This is a genomic window from Aeromonas sp. QDB20 (genome assembly GCF_027707805.1).
Taxonomy (GTDB): domain Bacteria; phylum Pseudomonadota; class Gammaproteobacteria; order Enterobacterales; family Aeromonadaceae; genus Aeromonas; species Aeromonas dhakensis.
Window position 1 is genome coordinate 39,570 of record NZ_JAPCJC010000009.1, and the last position, 17,274, is coordinate 56,843.

The following is a 17,274-nucleotide window of genomic DNA, read 5'->3' on the forward strand; positions in this document are numbered from 1 at the left end:
TGACCGCAAGGTTCACGCTGCAAGAGGTGGATAGGGGGATGGGCAAGCAAGGAGATTAGGCCGGGTCTCGGTATGAGCGAGAGGCTATGAGGCTTCGATCCGGCCAGGCAGGCCGTGACCATTCAAACCGCCAGAAAGTGATCTCTCGGGGGGGGAGCTCTCCAGAATGCGGCAACGGCGGCATGGTGATGATGCACCCGCCGCGGCGCAGCAAACCGCCGTCACCAGCAGGCGGGGTTACGCGGGGAACATGATCCTCAACGTGGGCCCCGCGTGCAGATGGCTGACCTTTGCCTCAGCAGGCCAGCAGTTCGCGAGCGTTGGCCAGGGTGTTGTCGGTGATCTGATCGCCTCCCAGCAGACGGGCCAGCTCGTTGAGACGGGCACTTTGATCCAGCGCCTGCATCTGGGTTTCGGTGGTCTTGCCGTCGGTGTGCTTGCTCACCACCATGTGCTGGTGCCCCTTGCCTGCGACCTGGGGCAGGTGGGTGACCACCATCACCTGGGTCGACTCGCCGAGCTGGCGCAGCAGGCGACCAACCACGGCCGCTGTCGGGCCACTGATCCCCACGTCCACTTCATCGAAGATCAGGGTCGGCGTCGAGATCTTGCGGGCGCTGATCACCACGATGGCGAGACTGATGCGCGACAGTTCACCGCCGGAGGCCACCTTGCCGAGCGGCTGGATGGGCTGGCCCGGGTTGGTGGTGACCATGAACTCTACGCGGTCGATGCCGAGCGGTGACAGGCTGCTCTGGGCATCGGGGCGCACCTCGATGGCGAAGCGGCCGTCCGGCATCGCCAGCTCGTGCATGCTGGCACTCACCTTGGCGCCGAGTTCCTCGGCATAGCGTTGGCGACTCTGGCTCAGGGCCTCGGCGGCCTGCACGAAGGCCTGGCGGGCCTCGGCCAGCTCGTCTTCCATCCCCTCCAGCCGCTCTTCGTCTGAGTTGAGGCGCGCCAGATCGGCGGCCAGCTCCTGATGGTGCAGGGCCAGCTCCGCCGGTTTGACGTGGTGCTTGCGGGCCAGGTTGATGGCTTTGGAGAGGCGGCTCTCCAGCTCGTTGAAGCGCTCGGGATCCAGCTCCAGCCGATCCAGGTAGCTGCGCAGCTCGCTGTGGCTCTCCTGCACCCCGATCAGGGCCTCGTTGAGCATGCCGAGCACGTCGCCCAGCCGGCTGTCCATGGCGACCAGCCCCTCGGCCCGATCGACGACGGTCTGCAGCAGACCGGCGATGGTGGTCTCCTCGTTGTCATAGAGCAGATCCAGACAGGCGCCGCACTCCTGCATCAGCTCGGTGCCGTTGGCCAGGCGCTGATGCTCCTCCTCGATCTCTTCAAACTCCCCCGGTTGCAGCGCAAATTCATCCAGCTCCTGCACCTGGTATTCGATGAGCTGGCGGCGGGCCTCCCGCTGCTGCTGCTCGGCCTTGAGCCGGTTGAGCTCGTTCTGCAGCTGGCGCCACTGCTGGTATTGGCGGCGCACCTCATCGAGCAGCAGATGGTGGCCGGCGTAGCCATCGAGCAGGGCGAGCTGGTAATCGGGTTTGAGCAGCATCTGGTGGGCATGCTGGCCATGGACGTTGACCAGCAGCTGGCCCAGGTTCTTGAGCTGGGTGAGGGGCACGGGCACGCCGTTGATGTAGCTGCGTGAGCGCCCCTCGGCGGAGATGACCCGCCGCACTATGCATTCCCCTTCGTTTTCCAGCTCGTTGGTGGCCAGCCAGGCGCGAGCGGCCGGGTTGCCGTCCAGCAGGAAGCGGGCGCTGACCTCGCTCTTGTCACTGTCCGGTCGCACCATGCCCGCTTCGGCACGCTCCCCCAGGCACAGGCCCAGGGCATCGATGGCGATGGATTTGCCCGCCCCGGTCTCACCCGTGATGCAGGTCATGCCCGGTTGCAGATCGAGTTCGAGAAACTTGACGATGGCGAAGTTGTTGACGGTCAGCTGGGTCAGCATGGTCTCATCCTGTATGGGCCAACATTACTGTGTATGTATCCAGTATATACTGGTTTTCCATACAGTAAAGATGTCGCCGCGGGACGGAATGCAAAACGGCCCGCGCCAGGGACCGTTTTGTGAGGGAGATGGAGTGCAGGGCTGGGGATCAGAACAGCTTGCTGCCCCAGCCGAGCTTGTTGCGCAGCACGTGGAAGTAGCTGTAATCCAGCGGATGGACCAGATGCAGCTTGTGGCTGCTCTTCTTGATGAGGATCTCGTCCCCCGGGTGGACCGCCAGGGTCACCTGACCGTCGCAGCTCACTTGCATGGCGTCGTCCTGATTGTCCGGTGAGACCAGCAGCCGCACCTCGCTGTCGGCGTCCAGCACGATGGGGCGGCTGCTCAGGGTGTGCGGGAACATGGGCACCAGCGTGATGGCGTTGAGCTTGGGGGTGAGGATGGCGCCGCCCGCCGACAGGGAGTAGGCGGTGGAGCCGGTGGGGGTGGCCACTATGATGCCGTCCGAGCGCTGGCTGTACATGAAGCTGCCATCGATGTAGACCTCGAACTCGATCATGTGGGCAATCTTGCCCGGGTGCAGCACCGCCTCGTTGACCGCCAGGTTGTTGGACTTGCGCTCGCCGTGGCGATAGACCGCTGCCTCCAGCAGGAAGCGATGCTCGCTCTTGTAATGGCCGCACAGCACCTGCTCCAGCGGCAGCAGGTAATCCTGCGGCGAGAGATCGGTGAGAAAGCCGAGGTTGCCCCGGTTCACCCCGATCACCGCCACGTCGAAGCGCGACAGTACCCGCGCCGCCCCCAGCATGTTGCCGTCACCACCGACCACGATGGCGAGATCCGCCTGCTGGCCCAGTTGCACCAGATCCATCACGTTCTCGTCCATGATGCCGAGGGCATGGGCCACCCGGCTCTCAACCAGCACCCGAAAACCGCGGGTGGTCAGGTATTGATGCAGGCCGGTCAGGGTCTGGTTGGCCCCTTCGTGGTGGGGCTTGCCAATCAGGGCGATGGTTTTGAACGGAGAATCCATGGTCTGTCGGGTCTGGGATGAGTATTGGGGGGAGTATACAGCGCTTTGGGGGGGATTTGTCTGCTGCCGGCGTGCCCGCTTGCGTCATGGGGCGGGAAAACACCGTAAATTGCCTGTCGCGTCACCTCCTTGGCGATAATGGCGCCTTTTTCCCCTTGAAAGCCGGGGATCCATCCCCATAATAGCGCCAACATAGTCGGCCCGTTGCCGTCCGGTCGCGCAACCGGAGAACGGGCCCTCATAAGTAACCCGCAATTGGAGATGTCATGAACCACGAAGAACAAAAGGTTGAAGCGATGGAGCAAGTGGAAGCCCAGCCAGTCGAGCCGACCGATGTAGACAGTGAAGTGACAGCCGAGCAGGCCCGCATTGCCGAGCTGGAGGCGCAGCTGGAAGCTGCCCAGCAAGCCTCTGCCGAAGAGCGCGAGCGCGCCATTCGTGCCGTCGCCGAGATGGAGAACCTGCGTCGTCGCGCGGCGCAGGACGTGGAGAAGGCGCACAAGTTCGCGCTGGAGAAGTTCGCCGCCGAGCTCTTGCCGGTGCTGGACAACATGGAGCGCGCCATCGAGCTGGCCGACAAGGAAAACGACGCCCTCAAGCCGATGATCGAAGGGGTCGAGCTGACCCTGAAATCCATGCAGAGCGGCGTGGCCAAGTTCGGTCTGGCGGCGCTGGATCCGACCAACCAGCCGTTTGACCCCAACGCCCATCAGGCGATGAGCATGGTGCCGAGTGCCGACGTGGTGCCGAACACCGTCATCGCCGTGATGCAGAAAGGCTACGAGCTGAACGGTCGCGTGATCCGTCCGGCCATGGTCATGGTATCCAAGGCCGTCGACTGAGTCGGTGCTTGATGCCCAGGCCCGCCGCTTGGCGGGCTTTTTGTTGTGTATCCCTGCGGTGCGTCATGGCCCGGCCATGACAAAAGGCGGGGTTTTTGCAGGGCGGGGCTTGAAGTGGCCACTTGCGACCCCATATAGGATGCAAGGCCACGGCGGCACAAAAAATTTGATGCCGGGAGCTTGAAAGCCAGATTGGCAGGCCCCACCTAGCCGTTAACGCATTAAGGCGAGCCCCTCGCCAGTTTATTCAAAGTATTTGGAGATTCGTCAAATGGGTAAAATCATCGGTATTGACCTGGGTACTACCAACTCCTGCGTCGCTATTCTGGATGGCGACCATGCTCGCGTGATCGAGAACGCGGAAGGCGACCGTACTACTCCGTCCATCATTGCCTATGCCGATGACGGCGAAATCCTGGTTGGTCAGCCGGCCAAGCGTCAGGCCATCACCAACCCGAAGAACACGCTGTTCGCCATCAAGCGTCTGATCGGCCGTCGTTTCGAAGATGACGAAGTACAACGTGACCTGAAAATCATGCCGTACGCCATCGCCAAGGCCGACAACGGTGACGCCTGGGTCGAGGTGAAAGGCAAGAAAATGGCACCGCCGCAGATCTCTGCCGAAGTGCTGAAAAAGATGAAGAAGACCGCCGAAGACTATCTGGGCGAGCCGGTCACCGAAGCCGTCATCACTGTACCGGCCTACTTCAACGACGCCCAGCGTCAGGCTACCAAGGATGCCGGTCGCATCGCCGGTCTGGATGTAAAACGCATCATCAACGAACCGACTGCCGCGGCTTTCGCCTACGGCGTCAACAAGGTCAAGGGCGAGCGCAAGGTTGCCGTGTATGACTTAGGGGGCGGTACCTTCGATATCTCCATCATCGAGATCGACGAAGTGGAAGGCGAGACCACCTTCGAAGTACTGGCGACCAACGGTAACACCCACCTGGGTGGTGAAGACTTTGACAACCGCGTCATCAACTACCTGGTTGACGAGTTCAAGCGTGAGCAGGGCATCGACCTGCGCAACGACCAGCTGGCCCTGCAGCGTCTGAAAGATGCCGCCGAGAAAGCCAAGATCGAGCTCTCTTCCGCCCAGCAGACCGACGTCAACCTGCCGTACATCACTGCCGATGCCACCGGTCCGAAGCACATGAACATCAAGGTGACCCGCGCCAAGCTGGAATCCCTGGTGGAAGACATGGTGAAGGACTCTCTGGAGCCGGTTCGCGTCGCCCTGAAAGACTCCGGTCTGGCGGTTGGCGAGATCGACGACGTCATCCTGGTTGGTGGTCAGACCCGTATGCCGCTGGTTCAGAAGACAGTTGCCGAGTTCTTCGGCAAAGAGCCGCGCAAAGACGTCAACCCGGACGAAGCCGTGGCCATGGGTGCTGCCATCCAGGGTGCCGTGCTGTCCGGTGACAAGACCGACGTACTGCTGCTGGACGTTACCCCGCTCTCCCTGGGTATCGAAACCATGGGCAGCGTGATGACTGCGCTGATCGAGAAGAACACCACCATTCCGACCAAGAAGTCCCAGGTGTTCTCCACTGCCGAAGACAACCAGTCTGCCGTGACCATTCACGTGCTGCAGGGTGAGCGCAAGCGCGCCAGCGACAACAAGTCCCTGGGCCAGTTCAACCTGGAAGGCATCCGTCCGGCACCGCGCGGTCTGCCGCAGATCGAAGTGACCTTCGACATCGACGCCAACGGCATCCTGCACGTCTCCGCCAAAGACAAGGAGACCAACAAGGAGCAGAAGATCACCATCCAGGCCTCCTCTGGTCTGTCTGATGACGAGATCGAGCGCATGGTACGTGAAGCCGAAGCCAACGCGGCCGAGGACAAGAAGTTCGAAGAGCTGGTGCAGGCCCGCAACCAGGCTGATGGTCTGGTCCACTCCGTGCGCAAGCAGGTTACCGAAGCCGGTGAAGCTCTGCCTGCCGACGACAAGACCAAGGTCGAAGCTGCACTGAGCGAGCTGGAAACCGCCATCAAGGGCGACGACAAGGCCGTTATCGAGGCCAAGCAGCAGGCACTGCTGGAAGCGTCCCAGAAGCTGATGGAGATTGCCCAGCAGCAGGCTCAGGCGCAAGGCGCCGCCGGTGCTGACGCCGGTCAGTCCTCCTCTTCCGCCAAGGCTGACGACGACGTGGTCGACGCCGAGTTTGAAGAAGTGAAAGACGACAAGAAATAAGCCCGACCCAGATGGGCGAAGTCCGCTTCGCCCATCGGCTTGATTCTATGAATTTACGGGCGTTGGGTGACCAACGCCCGTCTGCGTAACTGCTGATATAGCAACAGGATAAGTATGTCGAAGCGCGATTTCTACGAAGTGCTGGGGGTATCGAAAGATGCCGACGAGCGCGAGATCAAGAAGGCGTACAAGCGTCTGGCCATGAAGTATCACCCTGATCGCAACCAGGGGGATGCCGGTGCTGAAGAGAAGTTCAAAGAGGTCAAGGAAGCTTACGAGATCCTGACCGATGCCAACCTGCGTGCCCGCTATGACCAGTACGGCCACGCCGGCGTGGATCAGAGCCAGGGTGGCGGTGGCCACGGTGGCTTTGGCGGTGGCGCCGATTTCGGCGACATCTTCGGCGACGTGTTTGGCGATATTTTCGGTGGCAGCCGTGGTGGTGGCCGTCGCGGTCCGGCCCGTGGCTCCGACCTGCGCTACACCATGGAGCTGACTCTGGAAGAGGCGGTGCGCGGGGTCTCCAAGGAGATCAAGGTGCCGACCCTGGTCCACTGCGAAGTGTGCAACGGCTCCGGTGCTCACACCGGCAGCTCTGCCCAGACCTGCCCGACCTGCCACGGCTCCGGCCAGGTGCAGATGCGTCAGGGCTTCTTTGCGGTGCAGCAACCCTGTCCCCACTGTCACGGCCGCGGCAAGATCATCAAGGATCCGTGCCGCAAGTGCCATGGCGAAGGTCGCTACCAGAAGACCAAGACCCTGTCGGTCAAGATCCCGGCTGGCGTCGACACCGGCGATCGCATCCGTCTCTCCGGCGAAGGGGAAGCGGGGGAGGCCGGCGCACCGGCGGGCGATCTGTACGTACAGGTGCACGTCAAGGAGCACGAGATCTTCGTGCGTGACGGCAACAACCTCTACTGCGAAGTGCCCATCAGCTTCACCGCGGCTGCCCTCGGCGGCGAGATCGAAGTGCCGACCCTGGATGGCCGGGTCAAGCTCAAGGTCACCCCTGAGACCCAGACCGGCAAAATGTTCCGCATGCGGGGCAAGGGCGTCAAGTCCGTGCGTTCCGGCCAGGTGGGGGATCTGATGTGCAAGGTGGTGGTGGAGACTCCGGTCAAGCTGACCGAGCAGCAAAAAGAGCTGCTGCGCCAGCTGGACGAATCCTTCAGCGGTGCCGCCGCCAAGACTCACAAGCCGAAATCGGAAGGCTTCTTCGAAGGGGTGAAACGCTTCTTCGACGATCTGACCAGCTGATGTTCGCGACCCTGATATCAAGAGCCGGCCCTGTGCCGGCTCTTTTTTTGCCCCAGCTTTAGCAAGATCCCCGCTTATTGAGTGGATCCCGATGAGGGATCTTCCTCACAACTTCCGCCAATTCCTGCTGTACGAATGTTATCCCGCTCACACTTGAGCTGAAACGGTTTAGCTGATGTATTGAGTTAGCTAAATTGGTTTAGCTATGCTCTCTTCGTCGATAACAACAGGCCCGACCGGGCGACAGATGACAGGTGAGGACGATGACGATGTGCAAGCACAAGTTGGCGCTGGCGGTAGCGCTGGGATTGGGGATGAGCAGCCCGCTGTGGGCGGCGGATGGCGGTATCGAGGCCCGTCTGGCGGCGCTGGAGGCACGGGTGCAGGCGGCCGAGGCGCGCGCCACCGCTGCCGAAGCGCGGGCCGATGAGGCCCAGAGCAAGGCAAACGAAGCCCGCGAGACGGCCGTGGTGGCCAAGGCCCAGAGCGAGAAGGTGGACAAGCAGACCGCCGGGGCCCAGGGCTTCGAGTTCCACGGCTATGCCCGCTCGGGCCTGCTGGTCAACGGCAATGGCAACGGCGGTCGCGGCGGCCCCTACATCACCCCGGCCGGCTCGGTGGGGGGCGCCGTGGGTCGCCTTGGCAACGAGGATGACACCTACATGGAGGCCAACCTGCTGAAGACCCAGACCTTCGCCGATGGCAGCTGGGCCCGCTACAAGCTGATGCTGGCGGACGGGGTGGAGACCAGCAACGACTGGACCGCCAGCGATTCCAGCCTCAACACCCGCCAGGTATTTGCCGAGATCGGCGATCTGGCGAGCTTCGACGGTCCCTTCAAGCATGCTGTGCTGTGGGCGGGCAAGCGCTTTGACCGGGACAACTTCGACATCCACTGGCTTGACTCGGACGTGCTGTTCCTGGCCGGCACCGGCGGCGGCGTCTACGACGTGCAGCTGGCCGACAGCTGGAAGGCGAATTTCTCCCTCTACGGGCGCGACTACGGCGACATCAGTGCGAGCGGCCTCTCCGACATCGAGAGCTACATCCTCACCATGAACAACCGCGTCGGCAACTGGCAGTGGATGGTGAACGGCCTGTCGGCCAAGGACAACGAGGCGCGCATCAACGACGGTGGCGCTGGCAGCGAGGCGGCGAACAAGGGGGCGCACACCCTGCTGGCCTACCACGCCGACAGCTTCTTTGGCATCAACCCCGGCTTCTCCAAGGCGGCCGTGCTGTATGGCCACGGCCTGGGTGCCGAACTCAAGGGGCTGGGTTCCGACAGCGAGCTGCTGGCGGACGCCGATGCGGTGCGGGTCGCCGTGTTTGGCGCCACGGATCTCAGTCCGCGCTGGCGTGTCGCCCCGGCCCTGCTGGCCGAGCAGAGCAAGGACCGTTACGTGAAGGGGGACGAGTACCGCTGGGTGACCCTTAATGGCCGGCTGGCCCAGGTGCTGAGCCAGAACGTCGAGCTGGTCTACGAGGCCACCTGGCAGTACATGGATCTCGATCCCAAGGGCTACAAGGGGCGTCAGGCGGTGAGCGGCGACTTCACCAAGCTCACCTTCGCCCCCACCTTCAAGGCGCAGACCGCCGGCTTCTTCGAGCGGCCCGAGTTGCGGGTATTCGCCACCTGGATGGACTGGTCCTCCGAGCTTGACAACTACGCCAGCACCGATGCCATGGGCCAGAGCAACTTCACCGCCGGCGGTGAGTGGAACTTTGGCGTGCAGATGGAAACCTGGTTCTAGTTCGTTATCCCGATCACAAAAATGGCAGTCGGCGTCGGGATCTGTTGGTTGGCTAAAACGGTTTAGCTGATAATGCCAGCCAACAAAACAGAGTCCGGGTTTGACAGTCGATCCGATGCAGCAGTGGAGTAGCAAGGTGACGAATCGTGTGTGGGTAATGGGGGATGCGGTGGTGGACTTGATCCCGGAAGGGGAGCAGCACTACCTCAGGTGTCCGGGCGGCGCGCCGGCCAACGTGGCGGTCGGGGTGGCCCGGCTTGGCGGTGAGTCGGCCTTTATCGGTCGGGTTGGCGCGGATCCCTTCGGCCGCTTTATGGCCGACACCCTGGCCAGCGAAGGAGTCGACACCCATCACTTGATCCAGGATCCGGCCTATCGCACCAGCACGGTGCTGGTGGAGCTCGATGAGGCTGGGGAGCGCAGCTTTACCTTTATGGTGAGGCCCAGCGCGGATCAGTTCCTGACCCCCGCCGATCTGCCGGTCTTCCAGGCCGGGCAGTGGCTGCTGACCTGCTCCATTGCGCTTGCCAACGAGCCGGTGCGTGGCAGCTGCCTGCAAGCCATGGCGACCATCCGGGCCGTCGGGGGGCGGGTCTGCTTCGACCCCAACCTGAGGTCCGAGGTGTGGGGCAACCCGGCCGAGATGCTGTCCGTGGTGCGCGAGGCCATTGCGCAGGCGGACGTGGTCAAGCTCTCGCTGGAGGAGCTGCAACTGCTGAGCGGTCTGGACGATCTGGCGGCGGGGCTCGCCACCATTTCAGGCCCGGCCCTGGTGCTGGTGACCCGGGGGGCGGGGGGCGTGGTGGCTCGTCTCGGCGGCGAGCTGCTGGAGTGGGTGGGGCCCAAAGTGACGCCCATCGACACCACGGGGGCGGGGGATGCCTTCGTCGCCGGCCTGCTGGCGGCCTTGGCCGAACGGACCTCGCTGCCCGCTCTGGATGAGTTGCCTGCCATCCTGGCCCGGGCCCACGGCTGCGGGGCGCTGGCCACCACCGCCAAGGGGGCGATGACGGCGCTGCCGAGTCGCACCGAACTGGATGCCTTTTTGCGATCGGGGGCAAGCGGTTGTTGATCCGCGGCTAGAACCGCGGGTCGACAGACCCTACTCTCATGTGACACGGGCCTGCCGACGGCGGGCCATAAGAGGAAGAATATGAATATCAGTGCGATAGCCAAGGATCTTGTGCCCCTGCTCGGGGGCAAGGAGAACATCGTCAGCGCCGCCCACTGCGCCACCCGGCTGCGGCTGGTGCTGGCGGACGACAGCAAGGTGAACAAGGCCGCCATCGACAAGCTGGAGGGGGTCAAGGGGTGCTTCAGCAACGCCGGCCAGATCCAGGTGATCTTCGGCACCGGCCTGGTCAACAAGGTCCATGCGGAGTTCGTAGCGCTGACCGGCGCCGGCACCGCCAGCAAGGCGGAGCTGACCGACCTGGCGGCGGCCAAGCTCAACGTGGCCCAGCGCCTGGCGCGGACGCTATCCAACATCTTCGTGCCCATCATTCCGGCCATCGTCGCCTCCGGCCTGCTGATGGGGCTGCTCGGCATGGTGCGCACCTATGGCTGGGTCAATGCCGACAGCGCGCTGTTCATCATGCTGGACATGTTCAGCTCGGCGGCCTTCGTCATCCTGCCGATCCTCATCGGGTTCACCGCAGCGCGGGAGTTTGGCGGCAATCCGTACCTCGGGGCGACCCTCGGCGGCATCCTCACCCACCCGGCCCTGACCAACGCCTGGGGGGTGGCCGGTGGCTTCAAGACCATGGACTTCTTCGGGCTGGACGTGGCCATGATCGGCTATCAGGGCACCGTCTTCCCGGTGCTCTTGGCGGTCTGGTTCATGTCTCACCTGGAGAAACAGCTGAGAAGGCGCGTCCCTAACGCCCTGGATCTCATCCTCACCCCGTTCCTGACCGTCATCATCACCGGTTTCGTGGCGCTGCTCTTTATCGGCCCGGCAGGTCGGGTATTGGGGGATGGCATCTCGTTCGGCTTGAGCGCCCTCTATGAGCAGGCGGGCTGGCTGGCGGGTCTGGTGTTTGGCGGTACTTATTCGCTTATCGTCATCACCGGCATCCACCACAGCTTCCACGCCATCGAGGCGGGCCTGCTGGCGAACCCGGCCATCGGCGTCAACTTCCTGCTGCCCATCTGGGCCATGGCCAACGTGGCCCAGGGCGGCGCCTGTCTCGCGGTCTACTTCAAGACCCGGGACGTGAAGATCAAGGCCATCACGGTGCCAGCGGCCATGTCCTGCCTGCTCGGCATCACGGAGGCGGCGATCTTCGGGGTCAACCTGCGCTACATCAAGCCCTTCCTGGCCGGTCTGTTCGGCGGGGCCTGCGGCGGTGCCTACGTGGTGGCGGCCAAGGTCGGCATGACGGCGGTGGGCCTGACCGGCATCCCGGGCATGGCCATCGTCCAGCCCATGAGCCTTATCCACTACGTCATCGGCCTGGTGATCGCCTTTGGCGCCGCCTTCGCCGCCTCCTACCTGCTCAAGTACAAGGTGGAGTGATGAAGGAAAGCCATCTCCTCAAACAGGTTGTCCGGTCCCTGCTGGCCGGCCAGCTCAAGGCGGCGGCCGATCCCCATCGGCCCCACTGGCACCTGGCAGCCCCGGTGGGGCTGCTCAACGACCCCAACGGCTTTATCGAGCACGGCGGGCGTTATCACCTCTTCTACCAGTGGAACCCGCTGGGTTGCGCACACGCCAACAAAGGCTGGGGTCACGTCACCTCCAGCGATCTGCTGCACTGGCAGCACGAGCCGCCGGCCCTGTTGCCCATCGAGCCCTACGAGCAGAGCGGCTGCTACTCCGGCTCGGCGGTGAGCGACGAGCAGGGGCGCCTGACTCTCATCTACACCGGCAACGTCAAGTACCCGGACGGCAGCCGCACCGCCTACCAGTGCCTGGCCCGCGCCGACGGCATGGGGGGCTTTGCCAAGCTGGGGCCCGTGTTGGATCTGCCCGCAGGCTACAGCGGCCACGTGCGCGACCCCAAGGTGTGGCACGACGGCCGGCAGTGGCTGATGGTGCTGGGGGCCCGCACCCTGGATGACAAGGGGGAAGTGCTGCTCTATCGCGGCGACGCGCTGGATGGTTGGACGCTGGTCGGCCCCATCGCCGGCAGCGGGCGCGGGGGCCTCGGCGAGTTCGGCTATATGTGGGAGTGCCCGGATCTGTTTGCACTTGGTGAGCGCCATGTACTGATCAGCTGCCCTCAGGGCATAGCGCCCCAAGGGGAGGATTATCGCAACCTCTACCAGTGCGGCTGGCTGGCGGGCCACTTCGATGGCACTCAGTTCGAGCACGGTGCCTTCCACGAGCTGGACCGGGGCTTCGAGTTCTATGCCCCCCAGACCACCCAGGACAGCCAGGGGCGCCGCCTGCTGTTTGCCTGGCTGGGGCTGCCGGAGGAGAATGAGATGAGCCAGCCGACCCTCGAGCATGGCTGGATCCACCAGATGAGCTGCCCGCGGGAGCTGTTCTGGCAGGACGACTGGTTCTGCCAGCGGCCGGTGGCGGAGATTTCAGCCCTCAAGGGGGAGCCGACCCGCTTCGAGGGGGCGCCGGGCGAGCTGCCAGCCCTGGCCATCGACTCGGCCTGGCTGGACCTGGCCTTGAGCGGGGAGGGGCGTCTCGGGTTTGGCGCCGTGGCCGAGCTGGTGTGGCAGCCGGGGCGTCTTGTCCTGCGCCGCCAGAACTGGCAGAGCGGGGAGTGGGAGGAGCGATGCTGCCCCTGGCTTGGGGGGAGCATCACCGTCTTGTGCGACAGCTCCAGCCTGGAGTGTTTCGTGGATGGCGGTCGCCAGACCCTGTCGACCCGCTACTTCCCCGGTGAAAACCCAATACTTTCCGCACGTTGTGACGGTAACGACAGCAAAATTTGCCTCGATCACTGGCCGCTGGCGGCCTGCCTTGTACAATAGCCCGGTGTCAGTTTGCCGGGAGGTCAGGTGGAGAAGAAGAAACGGATCACGATTGCCCAGATAGCCACGCTCGCGGGGGTCTCCAAGGCCACCGCCAGCCTGGTGCTCAACGGCAAGAGTGCGGAGTACCGCATCGCCGACGATACCCGCAAGCGGATCCAGGCGGTGGCGGACGAGTGCCACTACCAGCCGAGCATCCATGCCCGCTCCCTGCGGGCTGCGCGCAGTTACACCTGGGGACTCGTCATCCCCGACCTCACCAACTTTGGTTTCGCCAGCATCGCCCGGGCCCTTGAGGCCCACTGCCGGGAGGCGGGGATCCAGCTGCTCATTGCCTGCTCGGAGGATGACCCCACCCTGGAGCAGCGGGTGGTGGACAACCTCATCAGCCGCCAGGTGGACGGCCTCATTGTCGCCTCCAGCGGCCACAGCGACGACATCTATGCTCGCATCCACGACCGTCTGCCGGTGGTGCAGCTCGACCGCCACATCGGCGAGTCGCGCCTGCCCATGGTGATCTCGGATGCCTGCAAGGCCACCGCCGAGCTGGTGCAGGACATGGCGGCCGGCTGCGGGGAGGAGATCTACTACTTCGGCGGCCTGCTGGATCTCTCCCCCAGCCGCCACCGGCTGGCGGGCTACGAGCTGGGGTTGCACCGCGCCGGGCTGGAGGCCACATCAGACCGGGTCCGTCACCGTGACTACCAGCCAAGCTCGGGTTATCAGTTGATGGCCGAGCTGGTGGCCGAGCTCGGGGCACCGCCCAAGGGGCTCTTCACCGCCTCCTTCACCCTGCTCGAGGGGGTGCTGCGCTACCTCAACGAGGCGGGGCTGATGGAGACAGGGATGCGGCTGTGCACCTTCGACGACCACGACCTGCTCGACTGCATCCCCATGCGCATCGACTCGGTGGCCCAGGATTGCCCGGCCCTGGCTCGCGCCGCCTTCGAACTGATGCAACAACTTATCGCGGGCAATCCCCCCACCCAGACCGCCCAGGTCATCCCCCCCAGGGTGCGCTGGCGCAGCCGCCGCTAACCCGAAAAGATGAAAAAGCCCCGCCAGTGCGGGGCTTTTTGCTGTGGGGCGAGGGCTTGCCTCAATCCGTGGTACTGGCGCGCCAGAACACCTGCTTGATGTGAGGGTGGATGCCGAGCTTCACCATCAGGGCGTCCAGCTCGTCGCCATCGATGGAGGTGGCCAGCAGCACCGCCGAGATCTCCAGATCCCGCTCGCCAAAAGGCTCGATGTCGAGCTCGCTCAGCGGATAGTTGGCCTGCTCCAGCATCTCTTCCAGCCAGTGCAGCACCTCCTTCTGGTATTCGCGCTGGGTGAGGGCGGTCACCCGGTAGGTCACCTCTGTGTCTGTGTTGTCCACCGGGCGGCGGTTGATCTGGTTCACCAGCGGGCGCAGCAGGGTGTTGGCGGCCAGCACGAACAGGGCGCCGAGGATCGCCTCCATGGCCAGCCCGGCCCCGCTGGCGGCACCGACCGCGGCCACTCCCCACAGGGTGGCGGCGGTGTTGATGCCGCGGATGTTGCCGGATTCGCGCATGATGACGCCGGCGCCGAGAAAACCGATGCCGGAGACGATGTAGGCCACCACGTGCACTACCCCGTAGGTGCCGCCGTGCAGGTCATAGATACGCTGGGCCAGGTTGACGAACAGGGCCGCGCCCACCGCCACCAGCACATTGGTGCGCAAGCCCGCGGTACGCTGGCGGTACTGACGCTCCAGCCCCACCAGACTGCCGAGCACGAAGGCGAGCAGCAGGCTGGCCAGGGTGTCGAGCAGGGAAATCATGTCCAATTGTTGCCACATTCTCATGGCGTACTCCTTCTGTTGCAGATGGCCTTCCTGAAGGCGAGCGAGGGTTCCCTTGTCTGCTCCCCGTGCGTGAAGGCCACCACCTCATCAAAAAAACGCACGGAAAGCCCGGCCCGGCCATGCTGGATGGCGGGCTGGGCTGCGAAACGGATTGAAAGGGGCCAGCGTGGCTGGCCCCGGTTATGGCTTGCTCAATTGAGCGCCGGTTCAGGGTCGCGGCGGGGATGCAGCTCCCAGCGGACCGGGTGATGTACCCCTACCTGGTGCACGAACTGCACCAGATAGCGCCGCTGGGGCGGGGTGCAGTGCAGATTGAGCACCAGCTCCCGCCCGCCGCTGCGACCGGGTCGCAGGGACTGCAGGGGGTGCAGGCCCGCCGGTTGCAGGGTGTGGTTCACCAGATCCAGCACCTGCTCCATGTCGGCCCGATCCTCGCAACGGATCTGCAGCCGGTAGTGGTGCTGGCGCTCCTTGCCACGCAGCCAGAGCGGCAACAGGCCGCGCCCCAGTCTGCTCAGCAGGGGGTGAGTCCGGTTGGTTACGGACAGGGTTGAAATAAAACGCATAGCAGCCTCCTTGTGGGAAGCAGAAACTATGCAGGCATGGCGGCCATGGCTTTTGGCCAATGGTCACCAGACGTCAAGTGTAAAAAGAGAAGAGGGGAGTGGATTTCCGCTTCTCGCAGGGCTGCGAGCATGCGGCAGAGGATGACCTGCGGCTAGCTCGCGACCCGGGGACCGACGACGAGGGTCGGTCTACAACTGTCACTTGATGAGTTGCCCACTGATGGTCTCCGCTGTTGATGGACGGCCTGATGGTACTCATCCAGAGCGGTGGGGTAAAGCCTCATCGCCCATTTAGCAACATTTAGATACAAGTTCGTCAATAGTTGGGGCCGGCTGGCTACCTCTGTGGCCATAAGAGGGCGGCGAGATGCCCCGCCCCCTCACCCCGCCTCAGATGGCAGGTTTTTCTCTACCTTGGCGCGCCGCTATTTCAACCCCAGCCGTTTGAGGATCATTGCGGCCGGGCAGAAGCCGGTGAAGGCGCTCTGGATCAGGTTGACCCCGACAAAGACGCTCAGCCAGACAAAGCCCGGGTGTACCCAGGCGGTGAGCAGCAGCGACAGCAGCAACATGCAGCCCGCGACCACTCTTACTCCGTTTTCTACTGTCATGACCTTCTCCTTAGTTAATTTAGATATTGCTAATTTAGTGTCACTTTATACAATAGAACCAAATATCAGCAATTGCTAATTTACTCCCATGAGCCAATTCGACGAGATGAACAGACACGCGACGGCCGCCGCCTCCCTGCTCAAGGCGCTGGCTCATCCCGAACGCCTGATGGTGCTCTGTCAGCTGGTGGAGGGGGAGAAGGGAGTCGGGGAGCTGCTGGCCCGCAGCCAGCTTGGCCAGTCGGCCTTCTCCCAGCAACTGTCGGTATTGAAGCGCCAGGGTCTTGTCCGCTCGCGCAAGGTCTCCCAGCAGATCTACTACTCGCTGGTGAGCGAGGCTGCCGTCGATGTGCTGGCGGCGCTGCAAACCCATTTTTGTCACTCAGAAAATAAGGAATCTTGATGATGGAAAGCCAATGGCTGCTCTCCCTGGGGGGAGGCATGCTGGTGGGGCTCGCGGCCCTGATCCTGATGCTGTGCAACGGCCGGGTGGCCGGGATCAGCGGCATCCTGGCCGGTGCGCTGCAACACAGAGCGCCGTGGCGACTGCTCTTCCTGCTGGGGTTGGGAGCGGGAGCCTGGCTGGCACTGACGCTGGGTTGGGCCAGCATGCCTGCATTCACCGCGCTGCCCGCCTGGCCGCTGGTGCTGCTGGCCGGTCTGCTGGTGGGCATCGGCACGCGTTTTGGCAATGGCTGTACCAGCGGCCACGGCATCTGTGGCATGGGGCGGCTCTCCGTGCGCTCCATAGTGGCGACCCTCACCTTCATGGCAACCGGTGTGCTGACCGTGTTTCTGACTCATCATCTCTTCTAGGAGGCTATTGCGATGACCTTGTTGACAAGTCTGCTCGCCGGTTTGCTGTTTGGTCTGGGTCTGGCCATCTCAGGCATGATAGACCCCGCCCGGGTCACCGGTTTTCTCGATCTGGCCGGCGCCTGGGATCCCAGCCTGGGGTTCGTGATGGGGGGCGCCCTGCTGGTCTTCATGCCGGGTTATTTCTTGCTGGTGAAGCCGCGGCGCCTGAGCCTGCTGGGAGAGCCCATGGCTGTGGTGCCAGCCCCCAAGCTGGATCGCCGTCTCGTCGGGGGATCTGCCCTGTTCGGTATAGGTTGGGGATTGGTGGGGATCTGTCCGGGGCCTGCCTTGAGTCTCATTTCCAGTGGCCAGCCCATGATATTGTTGTTCGTAGCCGCCATGGTGGCCGGGATCTTGCTGGTTGATCGGGTCCTGGTGAAGGTGCGGGAGAAGCGCTGCCACGCCCGCTCCGCCTGAATGGATTGCCCCCGC

The 17,274-nt window shown here is 63.7% G+C and carries 16 protein-coding genes; 11 read left to right on the top strand and 5 right to left on the bottom strand.

Going from position 1 to position 17,274, the window contains the following annotated elements:
• Positions 1-295: 295 nt before the first annotated feature.
• Together recN and nadK are read right to left on the bottom strand one after the other, a co-directional pair.
• Complete coding sequence (gene recN, locus PG897_RS12835; RefSeq protein WP_010633364.1) at positions 296-1,960, bottom strand: DNA repair protein RecN; 1,665 nt, start codon at positions 1,958-1,960, stop codon at positions 296-298.
• 148 nt (positions 1,961-2,108) lie between these two features.
• A complete protein-coding gene (gene nadK / locus PG897_RS12840) occupies positions 2,109-2,993 on the bottom strand; it encodes an NAD(+) kinase (protein ID WP_005303013.1) in 885 nt (294 codons plus the stop codon).
• A gap of 266 nt (positions 2,994-3,259) precedes the next feature.
• Here nadK and grpE point away from each other — a divergent pair, with 266 nt between their 5' ends.
• From grpE to PG897_RS12880, 8 genes are all read left to right on the top strand, one after another.
• A complete protein-coding gene (gene grpE, locus PG897_RS12845) occupies positions 3,260-3,835 on the top strand; it encodes a nucleotide exchange factor GrpE (RefSeq protein WP_201882303.1) in 576 nt (191 codons plus the stop codon).
• Between the two features lie 271 nt (positions 3,836-4,106).
• Positions 4,107-6,035, top strand: coding sequence for a molecular chaperone DnaK (gene dnaK / locus PG897_RS12850; RefSeq protein WP_005303009.1), 1,929 nt, complete (start codon positions 4,107-4,109; stop codon positions 6,033-6,035).
• A gap of 114 nt (positions 6,036-6,149) precedes the next feature.
• Positions 6,150-7,292 (top strand): molecular chaperone DnaJ, encoded by a 1,143-nt coding sequence (gene dnaJ, locus PG897_RS12855; protein WP_005303007.1) that lies wholly within the window; start codon positions 6,150-6,152, stop codon positions 7,290-7,292.
• A 263-nt stretch (positions 7,293-7,555) separates the two neighbouring features.
• Positions 7,556-9,046 (top strand): carbohydrate porin, encoded by a 1,491-nt coding sequence (locus tag PG897_RS12860; protein ID WP_201882301.1) that lies wholly within the window; start codon positions 7,556-7,558, stop codon positions 9,044-9,046.
• Positions 9,047-9,161: 115 nt separating this feature from the next.
• Positions 9,162-10,118 (top strand): aminoimidazole riboside kinase, encoded by a 957-nt coding sequence (locus PG897_RS12865; protein WP_270829098.1) that lies wholly within the window; start codon positions 9,162-9,164, stop codon positions 10,116-10,118.
• A gap of 81 nt (positions 10,119-10,199) precedes the next feature.
• A complete protein-coding gene (locus PG897_RS12870; RefSeq protein WP_270829080.1) occupies positions 10,200-11,564 on the top strand; it encodes a sucrose-specific PTS transporter subunit IIBC in 1,365 nt (454 codons plus the stop codon).
• Complete coding sequence (locus PG897_RS12875) at positions 11,564-12,979, top strand: glycoside hydrolase family 32 protein (RefSeq protein WP_270829081.1); 1,416 nt, start codon at positions 11,564-11,566, stop codon at positions 12,977-12,979. The genes PG897_RS12870 and PG897_RS12875 overlap by 1 nt, the downstream gene beginning before the upstream one ends.
• A gap of 27 nt (positions 12,980-13,006) precedes the next feature.
• Positions 13,007-14,017 carry a substrate-binding domain-containing protein gene (locus tag PG897_RS12880; protein ID WP_017784837.1) on the top strand — a complete coding sequence of 337 codons (1,011 nt, stop codon included), beginning with the start codon at positions 13,007-13,009 and terminating at the stop codon, positions 14,015-14,017.
• A 61-nt stretch (positions 14,018-14,078) separates the two neighbouring features.
• On the opposite strand, the gene PG897_RS12885 is transcribed toward PG897_RS12880, so the two are convergent.
• The 3 genes from PG897_RS12885 to PG897_RS12895 form a co-directional block, all read right to left on the bottom strand.
• Complete coding sequence (locus PG897_RS12885; RefSeq protein ID WP_005302996.1) at positions 14,079-14,807, bottom strand: MgtC/SapB family protein; 729 nt, start codon at positions 14,805-14,807, stop codon at positions 14,079-14,081.
• 191 nt (positions 14,808-14,998) lie between these two features.
• On the bottom strand, positions 14,999-15,373 hold the full coding sequence (locus PG897_RS12890) for a hypothetical protein (protein WP_005302994.1): 375 nt from the start codon (positions 15,371-15,373) through the stop codon (positions 14,999-15,001).
• Positions 15,374-15,798: 425 nt separating this feature from the next.
• Positions 15,799-15,984, bottom strand: coding sequence for a YgaP family membrane protein (locus PG897_RS12895; RefSeq protein WP_005302992.1), 186 nt, complete (start codon positions 15,982-15,984; stop codon positions 15,799-15,801).
• 88 nt (positions 15,985-16,072) lie between these two features.
• Here PG897_RS12895 and PG897_RS12900 point away from each other — a divergent pair, with 88 nt between their 5' ends.
• Genes PG897_RS12900 through PG897_RS12910 form a run of 3 tightly spaced genes read left to right on the top strand, consistent with a single transcriptional unit; the run spans position 16,073 to position 17,259 of the window.
• Entirely contained in the window at positions 16,073-16,387 is a 315-nt protein-coding gene (locus PG897_RS12900; protein ID WP_206220442.1) for an ArsR/SmtB family transcription factor, read from the top strand.
• On the top strand, positions 16,387-16,800 hold the full coding sequence (locus tag PG897_RS12905; RefSeq protein ID WP_010633373.1) for a YeeE/YedE family protein: 414 nt from the start codon (positions 16,387-16,389) through the stop codon (positions 16,798-16,800). Before PG897_RS12900 ends, PG897_RS12905 begins: the two co-directional genes overlap by 1 nt.
• 12 nt (positions 16,801-16,812) lie before the next feature.
• On the top strand, positions 16,813-17,259 hold the full coding sequence (locus PG897_RS12910; protein ID WP_258116920.1) for a YeeE/YedE family protein: 447 nt from the start codon (positions 16,813-16,815) through the stop codon (positions 17,257-17,259).
• Positions 17,260-17,274 lie beyond the last annotated feature (15 nt).